The sequence below is a fragment of the Gammaproteobacteria bacterium genome (genome assembly GCA_013214945.1).
In the GTDB taxonomy this organism is placed as follows: Bacteria; Pseudomonadota; Gammaproteobacteria; order Enterobacterales; family Psychrobiaceae; genus Psychrobium.
On record JABSRT010000006.1, the window covers coordinates 150,663 to 168,817 of the forward strand.

At 43.0% G+C, this 18,155-nt stretch carries 17 protein-coding genes; 11 read left to right on the forward strand and 6 right to left on the reverse strand.

All coding sequences use genetic code 11. The annotated features are described in order from the left end of the window. Nucleotides 1–108 precede the first annotated feature (108 nt). Nucleotides 109–1,536: a dihydrolipoyl dehydrogenase gene (gene lpdA / locus HRU23_06125; protein NRA53704.1), complete on the forward strand. Its 1,428-nt coding sequence runs from the start codon at nt 109–111 to the stop codon at nt 1,534–1,536. Between the two features lie 265 nt (nt 1,537–1,801). After that, nucleotides 1,802–3,031, forward strand: a complete 1,230-nt coding sequence (locus tag HRU23_06130) for an HDOD domain-containing protein (protein NRA53705.1) — start codon at nt 1,802–1,804, stop codon at nt 3,029–3,031. A gap of 136 nt (nt 3,032–3,167) precedes the next feature. On the opposite strand, the gene hemL is transcribed toward HRU23_06130, so the two are convergent. From hemL to HRU23_06145, 3 genes are all read right to left on the reverse strand, one after another. After that, on the reverse strand, nt 3,168–4,454 hold the full coding sequence (hemL, locus tag HRU23_06135; protein ID NRA53706.1) for a glutamate-1-semialdehyde 2,1-aminomutase: 1,287 nt from the start codon (nt 4,452–4,454) through the stop codon (nt 3,168–3,170). A gap of 46 nt (nt 4,455–4,500) precedes the next feature. Next, nucleotides 4,501–5,508 (reverse strand): aspartate carbamoyltransferase, encoded by a 1,008-nt coding sequence (locus HRU23_06140; GenBank protein NRA53707.1) that lies wholly within the window; start codon nt 5,506–5,508, stop codon nt 4,501–4,503. A gap of 105 nt (nt 5,509–5,613) precedes the next feature. Beyond that, complete coding sequence (locus HRU23_06145; GenBank protein ID NRA53708.1) at nt 5,614–7,311, reverse strand: chloride channel protein; 1,698 nt, start codon at nt 7,309–7,311, stop codon at nt 5,614–5,616. A gap of 56 nt (nt 7,312–7,367) precedes the next feature. Between HRU23_06145 and HRU23_06150 the strand changes: the two genes are divergently transcribed. Further along, nucleotides 7,368–8,084: a hypothetical protein gene (locus HRU23_06150; protein ID NRA53709.1), complete on the forward strand. Its 717-nt coding sequence runs from the start codon at nt 7,368–7,370 to the stop codon at nt 8,082–8,084. 289 nt (nt 8,085–8,373) lie between these two features. Then, nucleotides 8,374–8,727 (forward strand): iron-sulfur cluster insertion protein ErpA, encoded by a 354-nt coding sequence (erpA, locus tag HRU23_06155; GenBank protein NRA53710.1) that lies wholly within the window; start codon nt 8,374–8,376, stop codon nt 8,725–8,727. 246 nt (nt 8,728–8,973) lie between these two features. Here the strand turns inward: erpA and HRU23_06160 are convergent, their stop codons facing one another. Together HRU23_06160 and HRU23_06165 are read right to left on the reverse strand one after the other, a co-directional pair. Continuing rightward, entirely contained in the window at nt 8,974–10,005 is a 1,032-nt protein-coding gene (locus tag HRU23_06160; GenBank protein NRA53711.1) for a lytic murein transglycosylase, read from the reverse strand. A 16-nt stretch (nt 10,006–10,021) separates the two neighbouring features. After that, nucleotides 10,022–10,756, reverse strand: coding sequence for a DUF599 domain-containing protein (locus HRU23_06165; GenBank protein NRA53712.1), 735 nt, complete (start codon nt 10,754–10,756; stop codon nt 10,022–10,024). Between the two features lie 287 nt (nt 10,757–11,043). Here HRU23_06165 and ribA point away from each other — a divergent pair, with 287 nt between their 5' ends. The 4 genes from ribA (at nt 11,044) to HRU23_06185 (ending at nt 14,519) form a co-directional block, all read left to right on the forward strand. Beyond that, on the forward strand, nt 11,044–11,652 hold the full coding sequence (gene ribA, locus HRU23_06170) for a GTP cyclohydrolase II (GenBank protein NRA53713.1): 609 nt from the start codon (nt 11,044–11,046) through the stop codon (nt 11,650–11,652). 117 nt (nt 11,653–11,769) lie between these two features. Continuing rightward, nucleotides 11,770–13,434: an NADH:ubiquinone reductase (Na(+)-transporting) subunit F gene (gene nqrF / locus HRU23_06175; GenBank protein ID NRA53714.1), complete on the forward strand. Its 1,665-nt coding sequence runs from the start codon at nt 11,770–11,772 to the stop codon at nt 13,432–13,434. A gap of 11 nt (nt 13,435–13,445) precedes the next feature. Continuing rightward, the gene (locus tag HRU23_06180) at nt 13,446–14,108 is read left to right on the forward strand and encodes an SDR family oxidoreductase (GenBank protein ID NRA53715.1); all 663 of its coding nucleotides are present in this window, start codon (nt 13,446–13,448) and stop codon (nt 14,106–14,108) included. Between the two features lie 39 nt (nt 14,109–14,147). Further along, complete coding sequence (locus HRU23_06185; GenBank protein ID NRA53716.1) at nt 14,148–14,519, forward strand: YacL family protein; 372 nt, start codon at nt 14,148–14,150, stop codon at nt 14,517–14,519. A 236-nt stretch (nt 14,520–14,755) separates the two neighbouring features. Here HRU23_06185 and HRU23_06190 read toward each other — a convergent pair whose 3' ends face one another. Then, nucleotides 14,756–15,163: a MerC domain-containing protein gene (locus HRU23_06190; GenBank protein NRA53717.1), complete on the reverse strand. Its 408-nt coding sequence runs from the start codon at nt 15,161–15,163 to the stop codon at nt 14,756–14,758. A gap of 348 nt (nt 15,164–15,511) precedes the next feature. Here HRU23_06190 and HRU23_06195 point away from each other — a divergent pair, with 348 nt between their 5' ends. From HRU23_06195 to HRU23_06205, 3 genes are read left to right on the forward strand one after another with little or no spacing between them, the layout of a single operon-like run. After that, nucleotides 15,512–16,162 (forward strand): DUF2796 domain-containing protein, encoded by a 651-nt coding sequence (locus HRU23_06195; GenBank protein NRA53718.1) that lies wholly within the window; start codon nt 15,512–15,514, stop codon nt 16,160–16,162. Continuing rightward, nucleotides 16,162–16,860, forward strand: coding sequence for an ABC transporter ATP-binding protein (locus tag HRU23_06200; GenBank protein NRA53719.1), 699 nt, complete (start codon nt 16,162–16,164; stop codon nt 16,858–16,860). Before HRU23_06195 ends, HRU23_06200 begins: the two co-directional genes overlap by 1 nt. Beyond that, complete coding sequence (locus tag HRU23_06205) at nt 16,860–18,119, forward strand: ABC transporter permease (protein NRA53720.1); 1,260 nt, start codon at nt 16,860–16,862, stop codon at nt 18,117–18,119. Before HRU23_06200 ends, HRU23_06205 begins: the two co-directional genes overlap by 1 nt. The last annotated feature ends 36 nt before the right edge of the window (nt 18,120–18,155 follow it).

Below are 18,155 nucleotides of genomic sequence, written 5' to 3' on the forward strand. Positions count from 1 at the left end.
CAATAGCACTATACATATTTTGTCTAGCTGGCTAGAATTGTGCAAACTAAAAAGACACATATCGCAGCCATCATAAGCGTGGTTTTGCGAACACACATCGAGGTGAAAATGAGCAACGAAATTAAAACTCAGGTTGTAGTATTGGGCGCAGGCCCTGGTGGTTATTCAGCAGCGTTTCGCGCAGCCGATTTAGGACTAGATGTTGTATTAGTAGAAAAATACGCAGAGTTAGGCGGCGTTTGTTTAAACGTTGGTTGTATTCCGTCTAAAGCGCTACTACATGTTGCTAAAGTTACTCAAGAAGCAAAGCATATCGAAGCGCATGGCATTACTTACGGTGAGCCAACGATCGATATCGCTAAAATTCGTGGCTACAAAGAAGGCGTTGTAAATAAATTAAGCGCTGGTGTTGCAGGCATGGCCAAAATGCGTAAAGTTAAAACGGTTACTGGCACTGCTAAATTTACAAGCACCAATACTTTAGTTGTTGAAGGTGAAGAAACGACGACAATTAACTTCGAGCATGCAATTATTGCTTGTGGCTCTCGCCCAATTGAATTGCCATTTATTCCGCATAACGATCCACGCATTTGGAACTCAACTGACGCACTTAAAGTCGAAGGCGTTCCTAAGAAATTGCTGATCATGGGCGGTGGTATCATCGGTCTTGAAATGGGCACCGTGTACGAAGCGCTAGGTAGTGAAGTAGACGTGGTTGAGATGTTTGATCAGCTAATTCCTGCGGCTGACGCTGACATGGTTCGTATTTACACCAAAGCCAACAAAGAACGTTTCAACATCATGCTGTCAACTAAAGTAACAGCGGTTGAAGCGAAAGAAGACGGTATTTACGTCTCGGTTGAAGGCAAAAAAGCGCCAACAGATCCAATTCGTTATGATGCGGTACTAGTTGCCATTGGCCGCGCGCCAAACGGTTTACAAATTGGTGCACAAGGTGCAGGTATTGCAGTTGACGAGCGTGGTTTCATTAACGTTGATAAGCAAATGCGTACCAATGTACCAAACATCTTCGCTATCGGCGATGTTGTTGGTCAACCAATGCTTGCGCACAAAGCTGTGCATGAAGCGCACGTTGCTGCTGAAGTTATTGCAGGTAAGAATCACTTCTTCGATCCTAAAGTTATTCCTTCAATTGCTTACACCTTCCCAGAAGTTGCATGGGTTGGTCTAACTGAGAAAGAAGCGAAAGAGCAAGGCATCAACTTTGAAGTAGCTAAGTTCCCATGGGCAGCAAGTGGCCGTGCTATCGCTTCAGACGTGTCTGACGGCATGACAAAGCTAATCTTCGACAAAGATACTGACCGCATTATCGGTGGTGCTTTAGTTGGAGATAATGCTGGTGAGTTACTAGGCGAAATCGGTCTGGCGATCGAAATGGGTTGTGACGCTGAAGATATCGGCCTAACAATTCACGCTCACCCAACATTGCACGAGTCAATCGGTTTGGCGGCAGAGATTTATGAAGGTTCAATTACTGACCTTCCTAATGCTAAAGCGGTAAAGAAAAAGAAATAACTTCTTTTTGTTATTAGCATAAAAAGGGCTGTCAATTGACAGCCCTTTTTTATGCCCGAGGTATTGCTAAACCTTAACATTCCACATTTATTTAATTAATCATCAATGACAACGCTCGTAAGTTAGCTAACTTTTTTGGTTTTTTCTTGTTAGTTAGCGACATGTTACCTGACGTTTGCGATTAATTTTAGTTAGCATAAAACCATACATTTAATACGTTATTTGTTATTATGCAATTAGTTAATAAATTTGAGCCAGACTATTTATGTTTTTTCATGCCGCTAGACAACCTATTCTTGATCGCGACAAAAATCTCTTTGCTTATGAGTTGTTGTTTAGAGATGGCGTGAGCAATGTTTTTCCAGATATCGATGGCGATGCTGCGACCTCAAAAATCGTCGCGGGCAGTCAATTTGATTTTTCAATGAGAGACTTTACTGGTGACAAACCGGCTTTCATTAATTTCACCCTAGAAACGCTCGATAAAAAATATCCTGCCTTGGTCCCGCCAGAACAGTTAGTGGTTGAAATATTAGAAACGGTTAAACCCGGCAAAAAACTGCTAAGTCATTGCAAAGAGTTAAAACAGCAAGGTTATGTGATTGCGCTCGATGATTATATTCATCAGCCAGTATGGCGTCATTTTTATCCCTTTATCGACATTATTAAAATTGATGTGCTGGCGACTTCGCTTGAGACAATTCATGAAGTAATTACGGCAACAAAAGACTATCCAAATATCAAGTTATTGGCCGAGAAAGTTGAAACTTATGAGCAATTTGAACAAGCGTTAGATCTCGGATTTGAATATTTTCAAGGTTATTTCTTTTCAAAACCAGAAATGATCAAAGCTAAAAGTTTAACGCCCTCGCAGGTCAGTTTGGCGGAATTACTGTACGAAACGAGTAAAGCCGATCTTGATTTGCCGAAAATCATTAGCGTGTTTGAATTAGACGTTAATTTGTCATACAAATTATTGCGTTATAGTAATTCGCCATTGTTTAAGCGACGTGCCGAAATTTCAACGATCAAACAAGCATTAGTGACCTTGGGCAAGGCTGAGTTGCAAAAATTTGTGTCGGTATTGTTCTCGGCTCAAACGTGTGAGGGCAAGCCGCCTGAATTAATGGCATTGGCGCTAACGCGGGCTAAATTTTGTGAGGGTCTGGCGGGACAATCTAGCCAAATCAAGGATAAGTCGATGGCATTTTTGACGGGCATGTTGTCATTAATCGATGCGATCCTTGGCGAAACGATGGTGACAGCAATGGAAAAGTTGCCATTGTCTAGTGCGATTAAAGTTGCATTGATTGAGGGTGAAGGTGAACTCGCTAAGCTCATTACGATTGCTAAATCCTACGAGACAACTAACTGGGACGCTGCACTTAGTGAAATTGAAAGTGTGGGCATAGAACCAGATCAAGTACCTGAGATTTATCAAAACTCAGTGCAATGGGCTAATGAGCAAATGCGGTTTATCTTAAACTCAGCTTAAATTGAGTGCGCGAATGCCAGCCATAAAAAAGCCCAGACTAATTATTAGTCTGGGCTTTTTATTAAGCTACTTAATAAAGCTGCTCTGATAGAGCACTGAAACAAAGCACTCTACTTAAGCAGTCGCATTAAGCGCTTTAGCTAACCATTTTGGCAAAACAACGATCGGCAGCAGCCAGCGTGGCTGCAATTTCTTGCTCACCGTGAGCGGTTGACAAGAAACCTGCTTCATAAGCCGATGGCGCTAGGTAAACACCTTCTTCAAGCATCAAGTGGAAAAAAGTATTAAACTGCTCAATATTACATTTAGTCACTTGCTCGAAGCAGTTCACTTGAGGTTGGTCGGTAAAGAAAAAGCCAAACATAGCGCCGACATAGTTAATCGCCATTGGGATGCCATGTTTATTAGCGGCCGCTTTAAAACCTTCGGCTACTTGCTTGGTTTTTGCTGTTAGGCTGTCATGCAAACCCGGCTCGCATAATAATTCTAATGCCTTAAGGCCTGCGGCCATCGCAATAGGGTTACCAGATAACGTACCAGCCTGATAAACTGGGCCGGTTGGTGCAATGTATTGCATTACTTCTTTACGACCACCAAAAGCGCCTACTGGCATGCCGCCACCAATGACCTTACCCAAGGTAGTAATATCAGGTTTTACATCATAATATGCCTGCGCGCCACCAAGGGCTACGCGGAAACCTGTCATCACTTCATCGATGATCAATAGCGCTTGATATTTATCACAAACAACGCGTAGTTTTTGCAAAAAATTATCCGTTGGCGGAATACAGTTCATGTTGCCAGCAACTGGCTCAACAATAATACATGAGATGTCGTCACCATATTGCTCGAACAAAGCTTCAACAGAGGCGATATCATTATAGGTCGCGGTCAGGGTATGTTTGGCAAAATCGCTCGGAATACCAGGTGAGCTTGGTTGGCCTAGGGTTAATGCCCCTGAGCCTGCTTTCACTAACAAAGAATCGGCATGGCCGTGATAACAGCCTTCAAATTTTAAAATTTTATCGCGCTTGGTGAAACCTCGGGCTAAACGAATCGCACTCATGGTGGCTTCGGTACCAGAACTGACCATGCGAATTTGTTCCATTGACGGCACTAGTTCACGTACTTTTTCAGCCATGATAATTTCTAACTCGGTTGGCGCACCAAAGCTTAAGCCGTTAGCGGCTTGGTCGATCACTGCCTGACGAATTTCAGGGTGATTATGACCTAAAATCATCGGGCCCCACGAGCCTACATAATCAATGTAGTCTTTACCATCAACATCGGTGATAATTGCTTTATCGGCTTTTTCGATAAACAACGGGCTGCCGCCAACGCCAGTAAAAGCGCGAACCGGTGAGTTAACACCACCTGGGATTGTCTGCTGTGCTTGTTCAAATAAATCTTGTGAACGACTCATTTTCTGTCCTTATAATAGATTACTTAACCTGAATTTTTGATAAAGGTTATTTACGGCTAAACCAATTCACTTCACTTTCGTGTTGCTGTACTTGATCGGCAACACCTAGCGTTAAAGCAAACAGCGCCATTCGAATTAATACACCATTTTCCACTTGGCGGAAAATAGCCAAATTAGGGTTTAAATTTAAATCGACATCGAGTTCGTTGGCTTCTTCGCGAGAGTCGCGCGGTAACGGGTGCATGATGACGGTATTAGATTTGCAATGCTGGGTATAAATTTGTTGATTCAAGCGAAATTGGCCGCGATATTTGTTGGCTTCTTCAGGGCTTGGAAAACGTTCTTCTTGAATCCGAGTTAAATACAAAATATCGGCATCGAGATTGCCTTCAAGCACATCAGTTATAATTACCCGATGGCCAGCGTCCTCAATCAGTGAGATAACGTCATCAGGCATCGCCAATTCTTGAGGCGAAATTAAGCTAAAGGTAATGTTGTTATATTTACTTAGTAACTTTGATAATGAATGAACGGTGCGACCAAATTTAAGATCACCGACCATTGCTATGTGCATATTATCAATGGTTCTTAACTTGCTCGAAAGCTCTTTTTCAATGGTATATAAGTCAAGTAAGGCTTGCGTCGGATGTTCGTTCGAACCATCGCCGCCATTAATTACTGGCACGAGCGAGCCCGTGGCAAATTCAGCAACTGAGCCTGATTGTGGGTGACGCATCGCAATAACATCGGCATAACTGCTTAATACGCGAGCCGTATCATAAAGTGACTCACCTTTAGATAAGGCTGAGCTGCTAATTCCCGTCGTTTCACGGACAAAACCGCCGAGTAAATTAAATGCACTACCAAAACTCACTCGGGTTCTGGTGCTCGCTTCAAAGAACATATTACCTAAAATGGCGCCGTCGAGCACCTGGGTGCGCTTTTTACGTTGAGCATAAGGAAGCATAATATCGGCAGTTGAAAAAATGGTGGAAATTGCGTCGCGGTCCAGTTGCTTGACCGACAAAATATGGCTGCCCGTGAAATCAATCATGTGATGTTCCTTAAAAGAAGTGATACCCAATAAACGATAAGCTTTGTGGCGGCAAAATATAGCAGAAAATCAGTATTGCCTAAAGGAGATTCATCATTAAATCCGCTAATAACCTCGACCTTTATGGAGGTGCTTTTGCAAAGATCGCCAGCTAAGCAGTCCAACAGGGGTATTGCTACCCTGGGCTAAAATAAGCACATAACCTTTTCGTTGCGGGCTGAGTAATTGGTAGGCCTCTGCCAAGGTGGCATTGTCAGTTAGGGTATGAATGCTCACGAGGGTCTGATCGCGACTGGTATAACCCATCATATTTGAAGGGACTAAATACTGTCCCTGTTCACCGTGCTGATGAATAACCGTAGGCATGGTGCTATTGAGCGTACGCCAAGGCGAACTGGCTTCTAGTAAGTTGAACTTGCGGCGCATTAATACCACCACGCCAGTATCTTGCAACTCATAAATAACCGGTGACACTTTATAGTTTAATTTTTGTAAATCGAGCTGAGCATAAAACAACGAATTAAGTTTAAATACCTGTTGTGATAATAATATGGCGGGCACGACGACCAGCAAGCTTGGAAAAATAATGGCGGCATTGCCAGACAGCTCTAACACGGCCACTAAAGCGGCGAGTGGAGCATTGAGACTAGTTGCCATCATGGTAACCATGCAAATCATCACCGCCATTGGCACAAACTCAATCAGCTGCGGAAAATAAGGCACCAATGACCAAACAATAAAACTGCCAAGCAAGGCCCCTATGCCATAAAGCACCCCGATCACGCCGCCTGGAATGCCCAAGCCGAGAGAAAAAATAGTTGCGATAAACTTTGCGACTAACATCGTAAAAATAAATGATGTTTCAGGATGCTCAGTTAAGGCGACTGTTAAAGCACCGTAATCGGAACCCATTGTTTGCGGTACTAACCAGCCAATAATGGCCATAATAATAGCGGCCAGCGGCAGTCGAACATAAATGCTGACTTCACGCGAATATTTAATAATGCTTAGTAATGAGCGATTAAACAATACCGCAATTAGGCCAACCGTTAGCCCAAGAATTATAAAGGGCAGCAAAGCATTAATGGTGATTTGTGGCAGTAATAAATCGCTATACAGATGGATATCACCAAAGACCATGCGACTCATGGCCGTGCCAAGCAAAGCAGAAACCATAATGGGTAAGAATAAATGAATTCGATATTGTCTTAACACCACTTCTAATACAAAAACCACTGCGGCTAAGGGGGAATTAAACGAGGCTGAAATGCCAGCTGCAACGCCGCAAGCTGCCATTATTTGTTTGGCATTGTTGGGCATTTGAATGAAATTAGCTAGCACACTGGCGCTACCAGCTCCGACATGAACCGCCGGGCCCTCTCGGCCAACCGAAAAACCGCCGGCTATCGCGGCTATAGCGCTAAAAAATTGATTTAACGTATTGCCAGCAGGGATGTAGCCATAATATTTTCGCTGACGATATAAAACAAAAGGTATGCCCATACGGTGAAATTTGTGCCGAGTTATTCGTACCATCAGTAAAATAAATATCACGGCAATGACCGGCAGTACTAAACGCAAAGCGGGGGCTAGTTCAGCAAAATCACCATTGTTAACCGCGTAAAAACTGGTAATAGTCGCGATGATTAGTCGTAATGAAATGATAGCCAGAGATGCGAAAAACCCGACAATTAAGCCGCAACTGACTAATTGCCATGATGTTTTTGGGTGGGCTAGGTGATATTTAAAACCTTGGATAAAGCTCATTGGCGTAGGATTAGTTATCTCAAATTTGTTCGGCAATTGATACTACTATAGAATGCCGACTATTGCAGATTATTGAGCAGATATTAAATTTAATGTTAAGGTTAAAATACTTTTTAAAAGCCAAGTTTGGCTTAGTTCAGGCGATCCTTTTTGTGCTTAGTGGTCTGGTGGCTGGTGGCTATTGGTTTGGTCAGGCAGATGATGGTAATGCGTTAGCGCAGCTGTCTGAGGTAACGGCTGAAAATAAGCGTAATAAATTGGCGCTATCACAAACGGCTATTTCGCTAGAGATTGAGCGTAACACCATTGTTGAAATGAACGCGACTATTTTGCGTCAACAATCTGAGCTGATTGAGCAGCAGTCCGCGTTACGATTTTACCAAAAAGTGATGGCGCCAGGCGATACTGAAAATGGAGTGAAAATCGAAGATGTTAAGCTTGAGGCGGGCATTAGCGCCAACCATTACCGCTTTCAATTGGTGCTTGCTCAGCTCGAAAAACGTAAACGTTACATTAAAGGTGAGGTACGGTTAGCGGTTATTGGCAGTGAGAGCGGGCAGCCAAAGATCATTAATTTAACCAAACAGATTAAAAATACTAGCGCACTTAAGTTTAGTTTTTTGTACTTTCAATCGATAGAAGGCGAGTTTGTGTTGCCACAGGGATTTATTCCGGAGCAATTAGAGCTTCGCTTAAAAATGTCGAAGCGCCGCGGTCAAAAAGCGGCTAATAATCCCCAAGTTTATGCGTGGGATGAAGTCTTAGTTGCACCGTTAAAACTGTTGTTAGATAACCTGAGTCCTGGATAAATATTTTGTAACACGATAATAGAAATGAATATACACAGCTAACTCCCAGTGACGACATTTGAGTGGATATCTAGGCGTATTCACGAATCAATAGCTGGCTATTGGGAGTGAAAACAACGCAGAGAGCTGCTAAAAGAGCGTTGCTGGGCAAATTAATTTATCTGGTACTCAGGTTAGATAGTGCGCAGCCGCCCATTTCACAATAAAAGGATTGCACCTACCAGCTTGCTGTAAGATAATTGACCGATTCACTCAGGTTTATTGAGTTTTATTTTTTTGTGAGGTTGCTATGTCTGTAGAAGTCGTTGAAGCTGGGATCCCGTTGGAGTTTACGGATGCCGCGGCCCAGCGTGTTAATTTTTTGTTAGATGATGAAGATAACAAAGAGCTTAAATTGCGGGTTTATATTACCGGCGGTGGTTGTTCTGGCTTCCAGTACGGTTTTACCTTCGATGATAAAATCAATCCAGATGACATGATGGTTGATAAAGATGGTGCAACCATGATTGTAGACTCGATGAGTTTACAATATTTAGTTGGTGGCCGAGTGCACTTTACCCAAGGGCTAGAAGGTTCACGCTTTTTGGTTGATAACCCAAATGCCACTGCAACCTGTGGTTGTGGTTCATCATTTAGCGTTTAATTGTAAACGCAGGTTAGCTTGAAAAAAAACCACCGCTTGCGGTGGTTTTTTTAGTTTAGGATTAAAGTAATACCAATCTAGGTAAATAAGTGGTCTACTTTTTTATGAGTATAAATTGATTAGGACAAGGCATTTATTTACGTATGTAGTTATTCTACATAGAAAAGAAATAACGCAGTCATCATCTATTTAGGCCATTAAAAATGATCAGGTACTTTGCTAGATTGGTATAATACCTTAATCTGCTTAAGACTTTAGCTGATCAGCTAGCAGGCCGATCGTTAGTGCATAGCTGTTAGCACAGTTGTATCTTAAGATAGTCCGATAATTTTCGTATGTTAAATACGCCGGTCCATCGATGCCGTCAGGCAAAATCAAGGTCGCTTTTAGCTCAACTTTAGGTAATTCAGTGGTATTTAAACGGCGAACCCCTAAGCTGTTCCACTTTTCTAGTGACAGTTTGTCGCTGTGAACGCGTAACGCGCGGCAGCCTTTTTCAGGTGTTGTTGCTTTTACCTGATCGAGCCAGCCATGAGCATTTTTTGGCAAAGAGACCTGACGACCCCATGTTTGTTGGTCATCCCAACCGAAATGTCTGAGATAATTGGCTATCGATGCAAAAACATCGGCCTGATTATTCCAAATGTCTTTTTTACCATCGCCGTCAAAGTCTTGGGCAAATCGTAAAAAGCTCGATGGCATAAATTGACCCTGGCCCATTGCACCACTCCAAGAACCTTTCATATCGCTCAGTTTAATATGACCTTGATCTAAAATCTTTAGGGCATTAAACAGTTCTTTACGGAAATAGGCAGCGCGGCGTTTATCAAAGGCTAAGGTCGCTAATGAACGAATAATATCGTTGTTGCCGGTATAAGTGCCGTAATTGGTTTCTAAGCCCCAAAAAGATAAAATAAAGCGTGGTTGTACGCCATAGGCTTGACCAACCTTTTCAAGTAACTCTCGGTGTTTCTTTTGCATCTTTTTTCCGGTGTCGATGCGCCAAGGTGATAAACGCTTCGTAGAATAGTCGACAAAAGTCCGCTTAAATTCGGGTTGAGCACGATCGCTTTTTATCGCTTTGGGGTAAGGTTTAAGATCGGCTAAAGCGGTATCAATAATACCGTCACTTATGCCCTGTTGCTTAGCCTCTACCCGTACTTTAACCAACCATTGATCAAAGCTAGGTTCACTGGCATGAGCAGCGAACGAGAGGGGCAGGCTAAAGGATGCTGCTAATAATCCTGTTGTTAGTAACCGGGAACATATCGTCAAAATAAATCTACCTTGAAAGTTAAGTTTTTTCCGTTGGGCGTTGTTCTACTTCATCAATCATACACATTACTTTAAGGGTGTTGGACTTAAATTCTCGTTTATAGAGAATCACCACCACGGCGCTACACGAAAAAGCAAATAGCAGCGGGTGAACAAACCAAGCTAAGGTTGACATCGCAAAGTAATAAGAGCGTAAGCCGTAGTTATAGCTATGGCCCGCATGATCGACAATTTTAGCGACATTAACCACGTGTTTTTGCTGTTGTTCAGTAATTGGTTGGTTCTTTTCAGCACGAGGAAATGCGCCCATTAAGACTGAACAAAAGGCATATTGGCGCATCGACCAGGTAAAGGTAAAAAAGGCATAAATAAAGATGCCAATCATTAAAAAAAGCCGGGCCTGAATGTCATGCAAACTTGAAGGATAGGCAGTGGGTAACTGACTAATGGCTAAATAAAGTTTATCTGAGGTACTTAATAGCGTCAGTAAGGCGGCCAAAATAAGGATAGTGGTCGACGCAAAAAAACTCACTTGCCGTTCTAAGCTGGCCAGCAAGGCGGTATCGGCAATTAAATGGTCACGATAAAGTAATCGCTGCATCCACGTAATACGATGCCGGTGCAAGACAGAGGCAATGCAGTGGGTTTTTTTCGCTCGGCTCTTGGCAAATTGAGTGTAACCAGTCCAACAGATAAAAAACCAGCTGATACAACCAATCGATATTAATTCACTACTCACAAATTGATCCTTAATTTAGGTTTTTTTATTTGATGTAAAATAACCTGTTCTAAGGGCTTTTGCCAAGCGAGTTAAGCGGTTATTTTATGAAAAATTAAGATCATTGACGCTAATTGAGTATAATGACTGAGATAGAGTTGGCTCAATAGTAAATAAAGCCCAGTTAAACACTTGTTTTTGTCTGATGCGCCCATACCTTGTAAGTAGTGAAATATTAATTCTGGTTGCATTACTTAATGTGATTGGTCATAACAGATATACCAATACCTCGATTGCGGTATTAAAATTTAAAAGGTTGTTATATGTCGGTTAGTTTTGTAGATTCGTGTCGCTTGCCCACTCGGTTAGGTGAGTTCACAATGCATGGTTTCACCGAAGCTAATGGCCAAGAGCATATTATTTTAACCTATGGTGATATTACACCTGAGCAACCATTATTAATTCGGTTGCATTCCGAATGTTTAACCGGTGATTCATTGTTTAGTATGCGCTGCGACTGTGGTTATCAGCTAGAAACCGCGTTAGCTAGCATCGTTGAAGCCGGTCAGGGCGCCTTATTATATTTACGCCAAGAAGGCCGTGGTATTGGTTTAATCAATAAAATTAAAGCTTACCATCTGCAAGACGAAGGAGCCGACACCGTTGAAGCCAATGAACGACTTGGTTTTGCTGCTGATTTGCGCCGCTATGATATGTGCAAGCCGATGCTTGAGCACTTTGGAGTAACCAAGGTTCGTCTGCTGACCAATAATCCGAAAAAGGTCCAAGCACTAACCGATGTTGGCATTGAGGTGGTTGAACAGGTGGCGATTCAGGTCGGGCGTAACCAGCACAATCATGACTATCTTAATACCAAAGCGGAAAAAATGGGTCACATGATGACGCCGGGTTTATTGAGCGATCTGGGGTAGCCCCCAGGGCAAGCGCATCATAATTTAGATATCCATATACGCTCAATCGCTTCATTTATATATCTGTGTTAGCTTCGATGTAATATGACCTTTTTACAAAAGGAATTTGTAAAAGCTATGATCATCATTCATCAAAATCAAATCAGTTGGGCGGCCAAATTACGTAACCTGCACCGCCCGCTTGCATTTTTAGCGATAATCCCTTTATTTGTTTGGCTGCTCAGTGGTTGTATGCTCGCACTTGATCCGAGCAGCGAGCTAGCGCGGCAGATTCATCTGGTAGATATCGGCGCAGCTCAACCCTATTTATCCTATTTAGCGCTGTCGCTGATCTTTGCGGTCAGTGCGATTGGTGGCTGGCTATTTTGCTATAGCTTCGATGTTAACGATCAACGTCAACCCGCCATGCCCAGCTTGCGAGCATGGCATAAGTGGCTTGGTGGCTTAGTTGGCATACAGCTGATAATTTGGACCCTTAGTGCATTCGCTTTAAGTTTACCAGATGGGGTAAATGACCAGTCAAATTCAATCGCTAACATGTTTCATCTGATGTCATATAGTCAAAATGCCTTGCTCAACAACGTGTTATTACTCAGTGCATCGAGCCTGACGTTAGTGTTTTTAGTCATCGCCTTGCTTATGTTGTTGGTTATTTTGTTCACTAAGCGAGTTGCAAGCTATCAAGTTTCAATTTATGGCGCGCAGGGCACGGAAAATATCACGGTGACGGGGGCGCAGCCTTTGCTCAGCGCATTAGCGCAGCAGGCGTATAATTTACCCTCGGGCTGTGGTGGCTCAGGCACTTGTTGTCAATGTAAAGTTAAGGCGGTTAGGGTGGATAGTCCGCTGACGGCACAAGAGCGTACAACCCTAACAGCCAATGAACTGAGTCAGGGCTATCGCTTGGCCTGTCAAATAGCGGTCGATAACGATTTGGCGATTGAAATCTCCAATCAACACCAGCAAAGCATTGAAGTAGATGTCGTGAGCAGCAAGTTTGTAACGCCTTTCATTAAAGAGCTGGTGGTGAATGTGCCATACAGTGCTAATTTTGCGTTTGACGCAGGCCAGTTTGTTAACGTGCAAGTGCCGCCTTTTTCGCGTTCAATGAGTCAATTAAACGTGCCGCCACAATTTCAGCCCCATTGGTTGAAGCAAGGATTAAAGCGATATCAGGTGGTTAATTCGCAGCAAATCCAGCGCAGTTATTCAATGGCATCAAGCTCTGCTAATGGCACTAAGTTAGTGTTTAATATTGGCTTAGCGATGCCCAAAAGAGGTTATGGTCCGGGAGTCGCATCAACTTATTTATTTGGGCTTAGCGTCGGTGAGCGTTTAACGATATCGGGTCCGTTGGGTGAGTTCGTGAGCAACGACAACAGCCGCCGCGAAATGATTTTTGTTGGCGCTGGCAGCGGTATGGCGCCGTTAAAATCGCATATTGATAGTGTCACGGTTAGTCAACCGAGTCGTAAGGTATCCTTATGGTTTGGCGCGCGCACCGAAGATGATATATTTTATCAAGCACATTTTGATTATTTAGCCCGGCGTCATCATAATTTTAACTGGACTGTTGCCTTGTCAAAACCAGACAGTAAGTGGCAGGGAGCGACCGGACATATTCAACAAACCCTATTTAATCAATATTTAGATCAACACCCGCGACTGAGCGACTGTGATTTTTTTCTGTGTGGCCCACCAGTCATGATGCAAGACACCGCGAGGTTATTGCAGCGTAAAGGGGTGTCCCAGTCGCAAATTTTATGTGATGAATTTACCTAAAGGAACAACGGATGAAAACAGTAGTAATTACCGGCGCTAATCGTGGCATAGGTTTAGCCATGGCCAGTGAGTTTAAGCGCTTAGGATATGAAGTGATCGCTTTGTGCCGCCAAACATCGGCTAAATTAGTAGCTCTCAATGTTAAAGTAATCGAAGGGGTTGATGTAGCAACCGATGGTGGGCGTGAGATAATGGCTACAGCCTTAGCGAATGTCTCGATTGATATTTTAATTAATAATGCCGGCATTTTACGTGACGAATCATTAGGCGCGCTTAATAGCGCAACGATCATGGCACAATTTTCTATCAATGCGCTGGCGCCATTACAGGTGGTTGACTTGCTGGCTAAGCAATTGCCTAGTGGCTCCAAAGTTGCGCTAATTACCTCGCGCATGGGCTCGATCAGCGATAACGGTTCCGGCGGACGATACGGCTACCGCATGTCAAAGGCAGCGCTCAACGCGGCTGGCATGTCATTAAGCAAAGATTTAGCACCGCGCGATATTTCAGTGGGTTTATATCACCCAGGTTATGTTCAGACCGATATGGTCGAAAATAATGGTGACATTAGTGCTGCAACCGCCGCAAGCAGACTGGTTAAGTTAATTATTGAGCAAGATATGACGCAAACGGGTTTATTTAAGCATTCAAATGGTGAAATATTGCCTTGGTAGTCGTAAAATAAGCTTATTACATAGCAAAAGATTATTATTATGGAATTTGAATTTAAAACTGATTATTTAAACGATTCATTTCGCGCCGAGTTTTCGATGGGACATGAAGCGATTGGCCATTGGTTAGTGGCTGAACTTGGCAGCGACGTTGCTGATATTAAACAGTTGCTTGACCAACTTGCAGTTATTAAAACTCAAGAAAATACCGAAACCTTGATGGAAGGGCGTGATTTCTCTTTAACCGTAACGCCGCAAGACATCATCGTTAAAGCCAATGCTTTACACCTAGAGGCTGAAATTCCTGAAGGGGAAGATTTATCCCATTACGATGATGAAAGTTTTGCCGAATGTGGCATTGAAGACTTTGAAACCATGCTGCATAGCTGGATTGAGTTTATCGTCAATAAATAATCTAAGCTCGGGTTTATTTAGCGTTATAATGTGGCCACTTATCTGCCGTATTATAACGCTAAGCGTTAGAATTTTTGATCAATCCCCCCGCATTGTGAGCATCTAAACTTGCTTGGTGTTCAAACTTAAACTTGGTGTTCAACCTTACACTAGGTGTCAGCAACAAGTGGCATTTACTATCATTCCCCTTTAATTCTTCGCGCCGCATCTTCACAAAGCATCTTGATTTAAATTTGTTAGTGCTGCTCAGAGCAACCACAATTATCTTTACTTTTACACAACCGATAATTCCAAATATGTCCGAAAGCAATGATGATTGTGCCAACGACAGTCAGCGCTTTTTCTCCGGTTTCACCCAACATATCATGGCCAAATAGAGCAGCTGCAACTAAGGTCGACAAGCCGATTACACCCGTAGCAACGACCCGATAACGCTGATGTTTTTTGCAGCCGAGAGTCAGGGCATAGGCGCTGACTGGCACGACAGCAACTAACAACCATAAATGGAAAGCTTCATCTGCTAATGGTAGTACTGCAATCGAAGGTAAAAAAACAGCAATTAGCGGTAGTGCTAAGCAATGGACAGTGCAAAGGAGCGAAAGGCTAATAGCTGCTTTGTCGCTAATGCGTTGGGTATTGTTCATGGTTAATAATTTTCCTAGGTTGTTTATGCCGTTACTTAGTTAGATATTTAGTTTTGTTATCACTGGCCAAAAAATGGATTTTGTAAATTGATAATCTTGCTATTTAGGTAATGTTATAACATAACATTTAAATAAAAAAGGTTTATCATTTAAAAAGGTGATTAAGCTCGCAGCGTTGAACGCAAATATAAAATGTTGTACCTAACTTTTTAAACTTGTTATTTAGAGTAATCATGTGGTTACGTTATATGTTTTGATTAACTATTTTGCTCGGCAAGCAAATTTTATGTTTTAAAGTGTAATGTTATAATATAACATGTTGGCATTATTGAAATGAGGAACTATTTTATGAAATTGTTAACCAGCATATTATTATCACTCGCAGCGCCTATGGTTGCGGCAGAGTCAATTGAACGTTTTCATCAAAGCCATGAGCATGGAAAAGGCAGCATGACAGTAGTGTTCGACGGTGTGAAGTTACAGATTAATATTGATAGCCCCGCTGACAGTATTGTCGGTTTTGAACATGCTCCACACAATGACAGTCAGCGTTTAGCCCTTGCCAGCGCAATGAGCCTACTAGAGCAACCTCAGAAATTATTTATGTTGCCAAGTGCTGCCGATTGCCAGTTACAGTCGACCACAATCGACGCAGCGATGCTTGAGCATGACGCTGATGCTGATGCAGAAGATCATGACGAGCATGAAGAAGACCATGACGAGCATGAAGAAGACCATGACGAGCATGAAGAAGACCATGACGAGCATGAAGAAGATCATGACAAGCATGATGAAAATCATGACGATCATGCTGATGGCCACAGTGACTTTGAGCTGTCTTATGTTTACGTTTGTGCTAAGCCACAGGCATTAACGCAATTTTCGGTCGAACTAAATAAAAATTTCCCGCAGCTGCAAGCGTTAACCGTTCAGTTAATTGGTCCTAAGGGTCAGAGCTATCAAGAACTTGACGTTAATAATAAATGGGTGAATTTTTAGTGTTAACACCTATTATCGAATTGGATCAGGTGCACTTTAGTTGGGATAACAAGCAGCCAGTGCTTGATATTCCAAGCTTAAAAATATATTCAGGTGAGCGAATATTTCTGCACGGTCCTTCCGGCAGTGGTAAAAGTTCACTGCTGAATTTAATCGGCGGAATAAATATCCCAAATCAGGGCAGTGTATGCCTATTGGGGCAAAAGATTAATCAGCAGGGCAGTGCCTGGCGAGATCGTTTTAGATCGGATCATATCGGACTGATATTCCAACAGTTTAATTTACTCCCTTACCTTAGTGTTATCGAGAATGTGTTGTTGCCGTGTCGCTTCTCTACCCAGCGTCGCCAACGTGCAATAAGCCGTTATGGCACGTTAAACAGCGCCGCAACGCAGTTACTTGATCAGCTCGGCATGGCACAAAGTATGTGGAACCGACCGGTAACCACACTGAGTATCGGCCAGCAACAGCGGGTTGCTGCAGCCAGAGCATTAATTGGCAGCCCTGAACTACTGATTGCCGATGAACCAACGTCAGCACTCGATACGGACAGTCGAAATGCATTTCTACAGCTATTAATCAATGAATGCGATCATAGCGAAACTACGTTGATTTTTGTTAGCCATGACAACTCGCTGCAAGCGAATTTTAGTCGGGTAATTTCATTGGCTCAGTTAAACCAAGTTGAGGTGGTGTGATGAAAACCTTATTAATGTTAGCGCTGCAAAGCATGAGAAACCGGCGTTTAACCGCGATCATGACCATCTTAGCAATTGCCGTTAGCGTGACCCTGTTAGTCGGGGTTGAGAAGTTAAGAACGGGTGCTAAAGTCAGTTTCAGCAATACCATTTCAGGGACCGACTTAATTGTCGGAGCACGCTCTGGCTCGGTTCAAATGTTGCTATATTCGGTGTTCAGAATAGGCAATGCAACGAACAACATCAGTTGGCAGAGTTATCAAGACATCGCTGCTAATCCTAAAGTTGCCTGGACCATTCCTATTTCACTGGGCGACTCACACCGCGGATATCGAGTACTGGGCACCAATAGTGATTATTTTAAGCATTATAAATACGGTCGTCAGCGTCAGTTGAACTTTGACCAAGGTCGCCAGTTTGTTGGGCTGCATGATGTAGTGCTTGGCGCTGAAGTGGCGAAAAAACTCGGTTATCAATTGGATCAGCAGTTAGTGATTGGCCACGGTATTGGCAATACCAGTTTTAGCGAACACAAAGATCAGCCATTTAAGGTTGTTGGTATTCTTAAGCCGACTGGCACCCCACTTGATCGGACCTTACATGTTAGCTTAGCAGCGATTGAGGCTATTCATGTCGATTGGCAAGCGGGAGCGTATATTGCTGGCTCTGGCGGTAGTGTGCCGATTGAGGATCGGCAGTTACAGCCCAAGGCTATTACTGCAATGCTGGTGGGGCTAAAGTCAAAAATGGCCACATTTAAGCTGCAACGCAGCATTAATAACTACCGTGGTGAAGCATTACAAGCTATTTTACCTGGCGTTGCACTGCAAGAGTTGTGGGCAATGATCAGCATTGCAGAGCAGATGTTATTGGTGATCTCGAGCTTTGTCGTGGCAACCGGACTATTCGGAATGTTAACGGTATTACTAACCAGTTTGAATGAACGACGCCGTGAAATGGCGATTTTGCGCGCTGTTGGCGCTCGTCCATGGCATATATTTTTGTTACTGGTACTTGAAACTGGCGGGTTGACCTTGTGCGGAATTTTGCTATCGATGTTAATGCTGTACGGTGGTTTAGGTCTGAGTTTGCCCATGATAGAAAGTCAGTTTGGGCTCTTTTTAGAATTAGATTGGCCGAGCAGTTATGAATTGAAATTGCTCGCTGTTGTTTGGTTCTCTGGTACCTTGTGTGGCTTAATACCTGGTTATCGCGCTTATCGTAACAGTGTTAGCGATGGCATGACGGTACGGATTTAACGGCTAGTTTACACTGGATTTTATTAACAATATTAC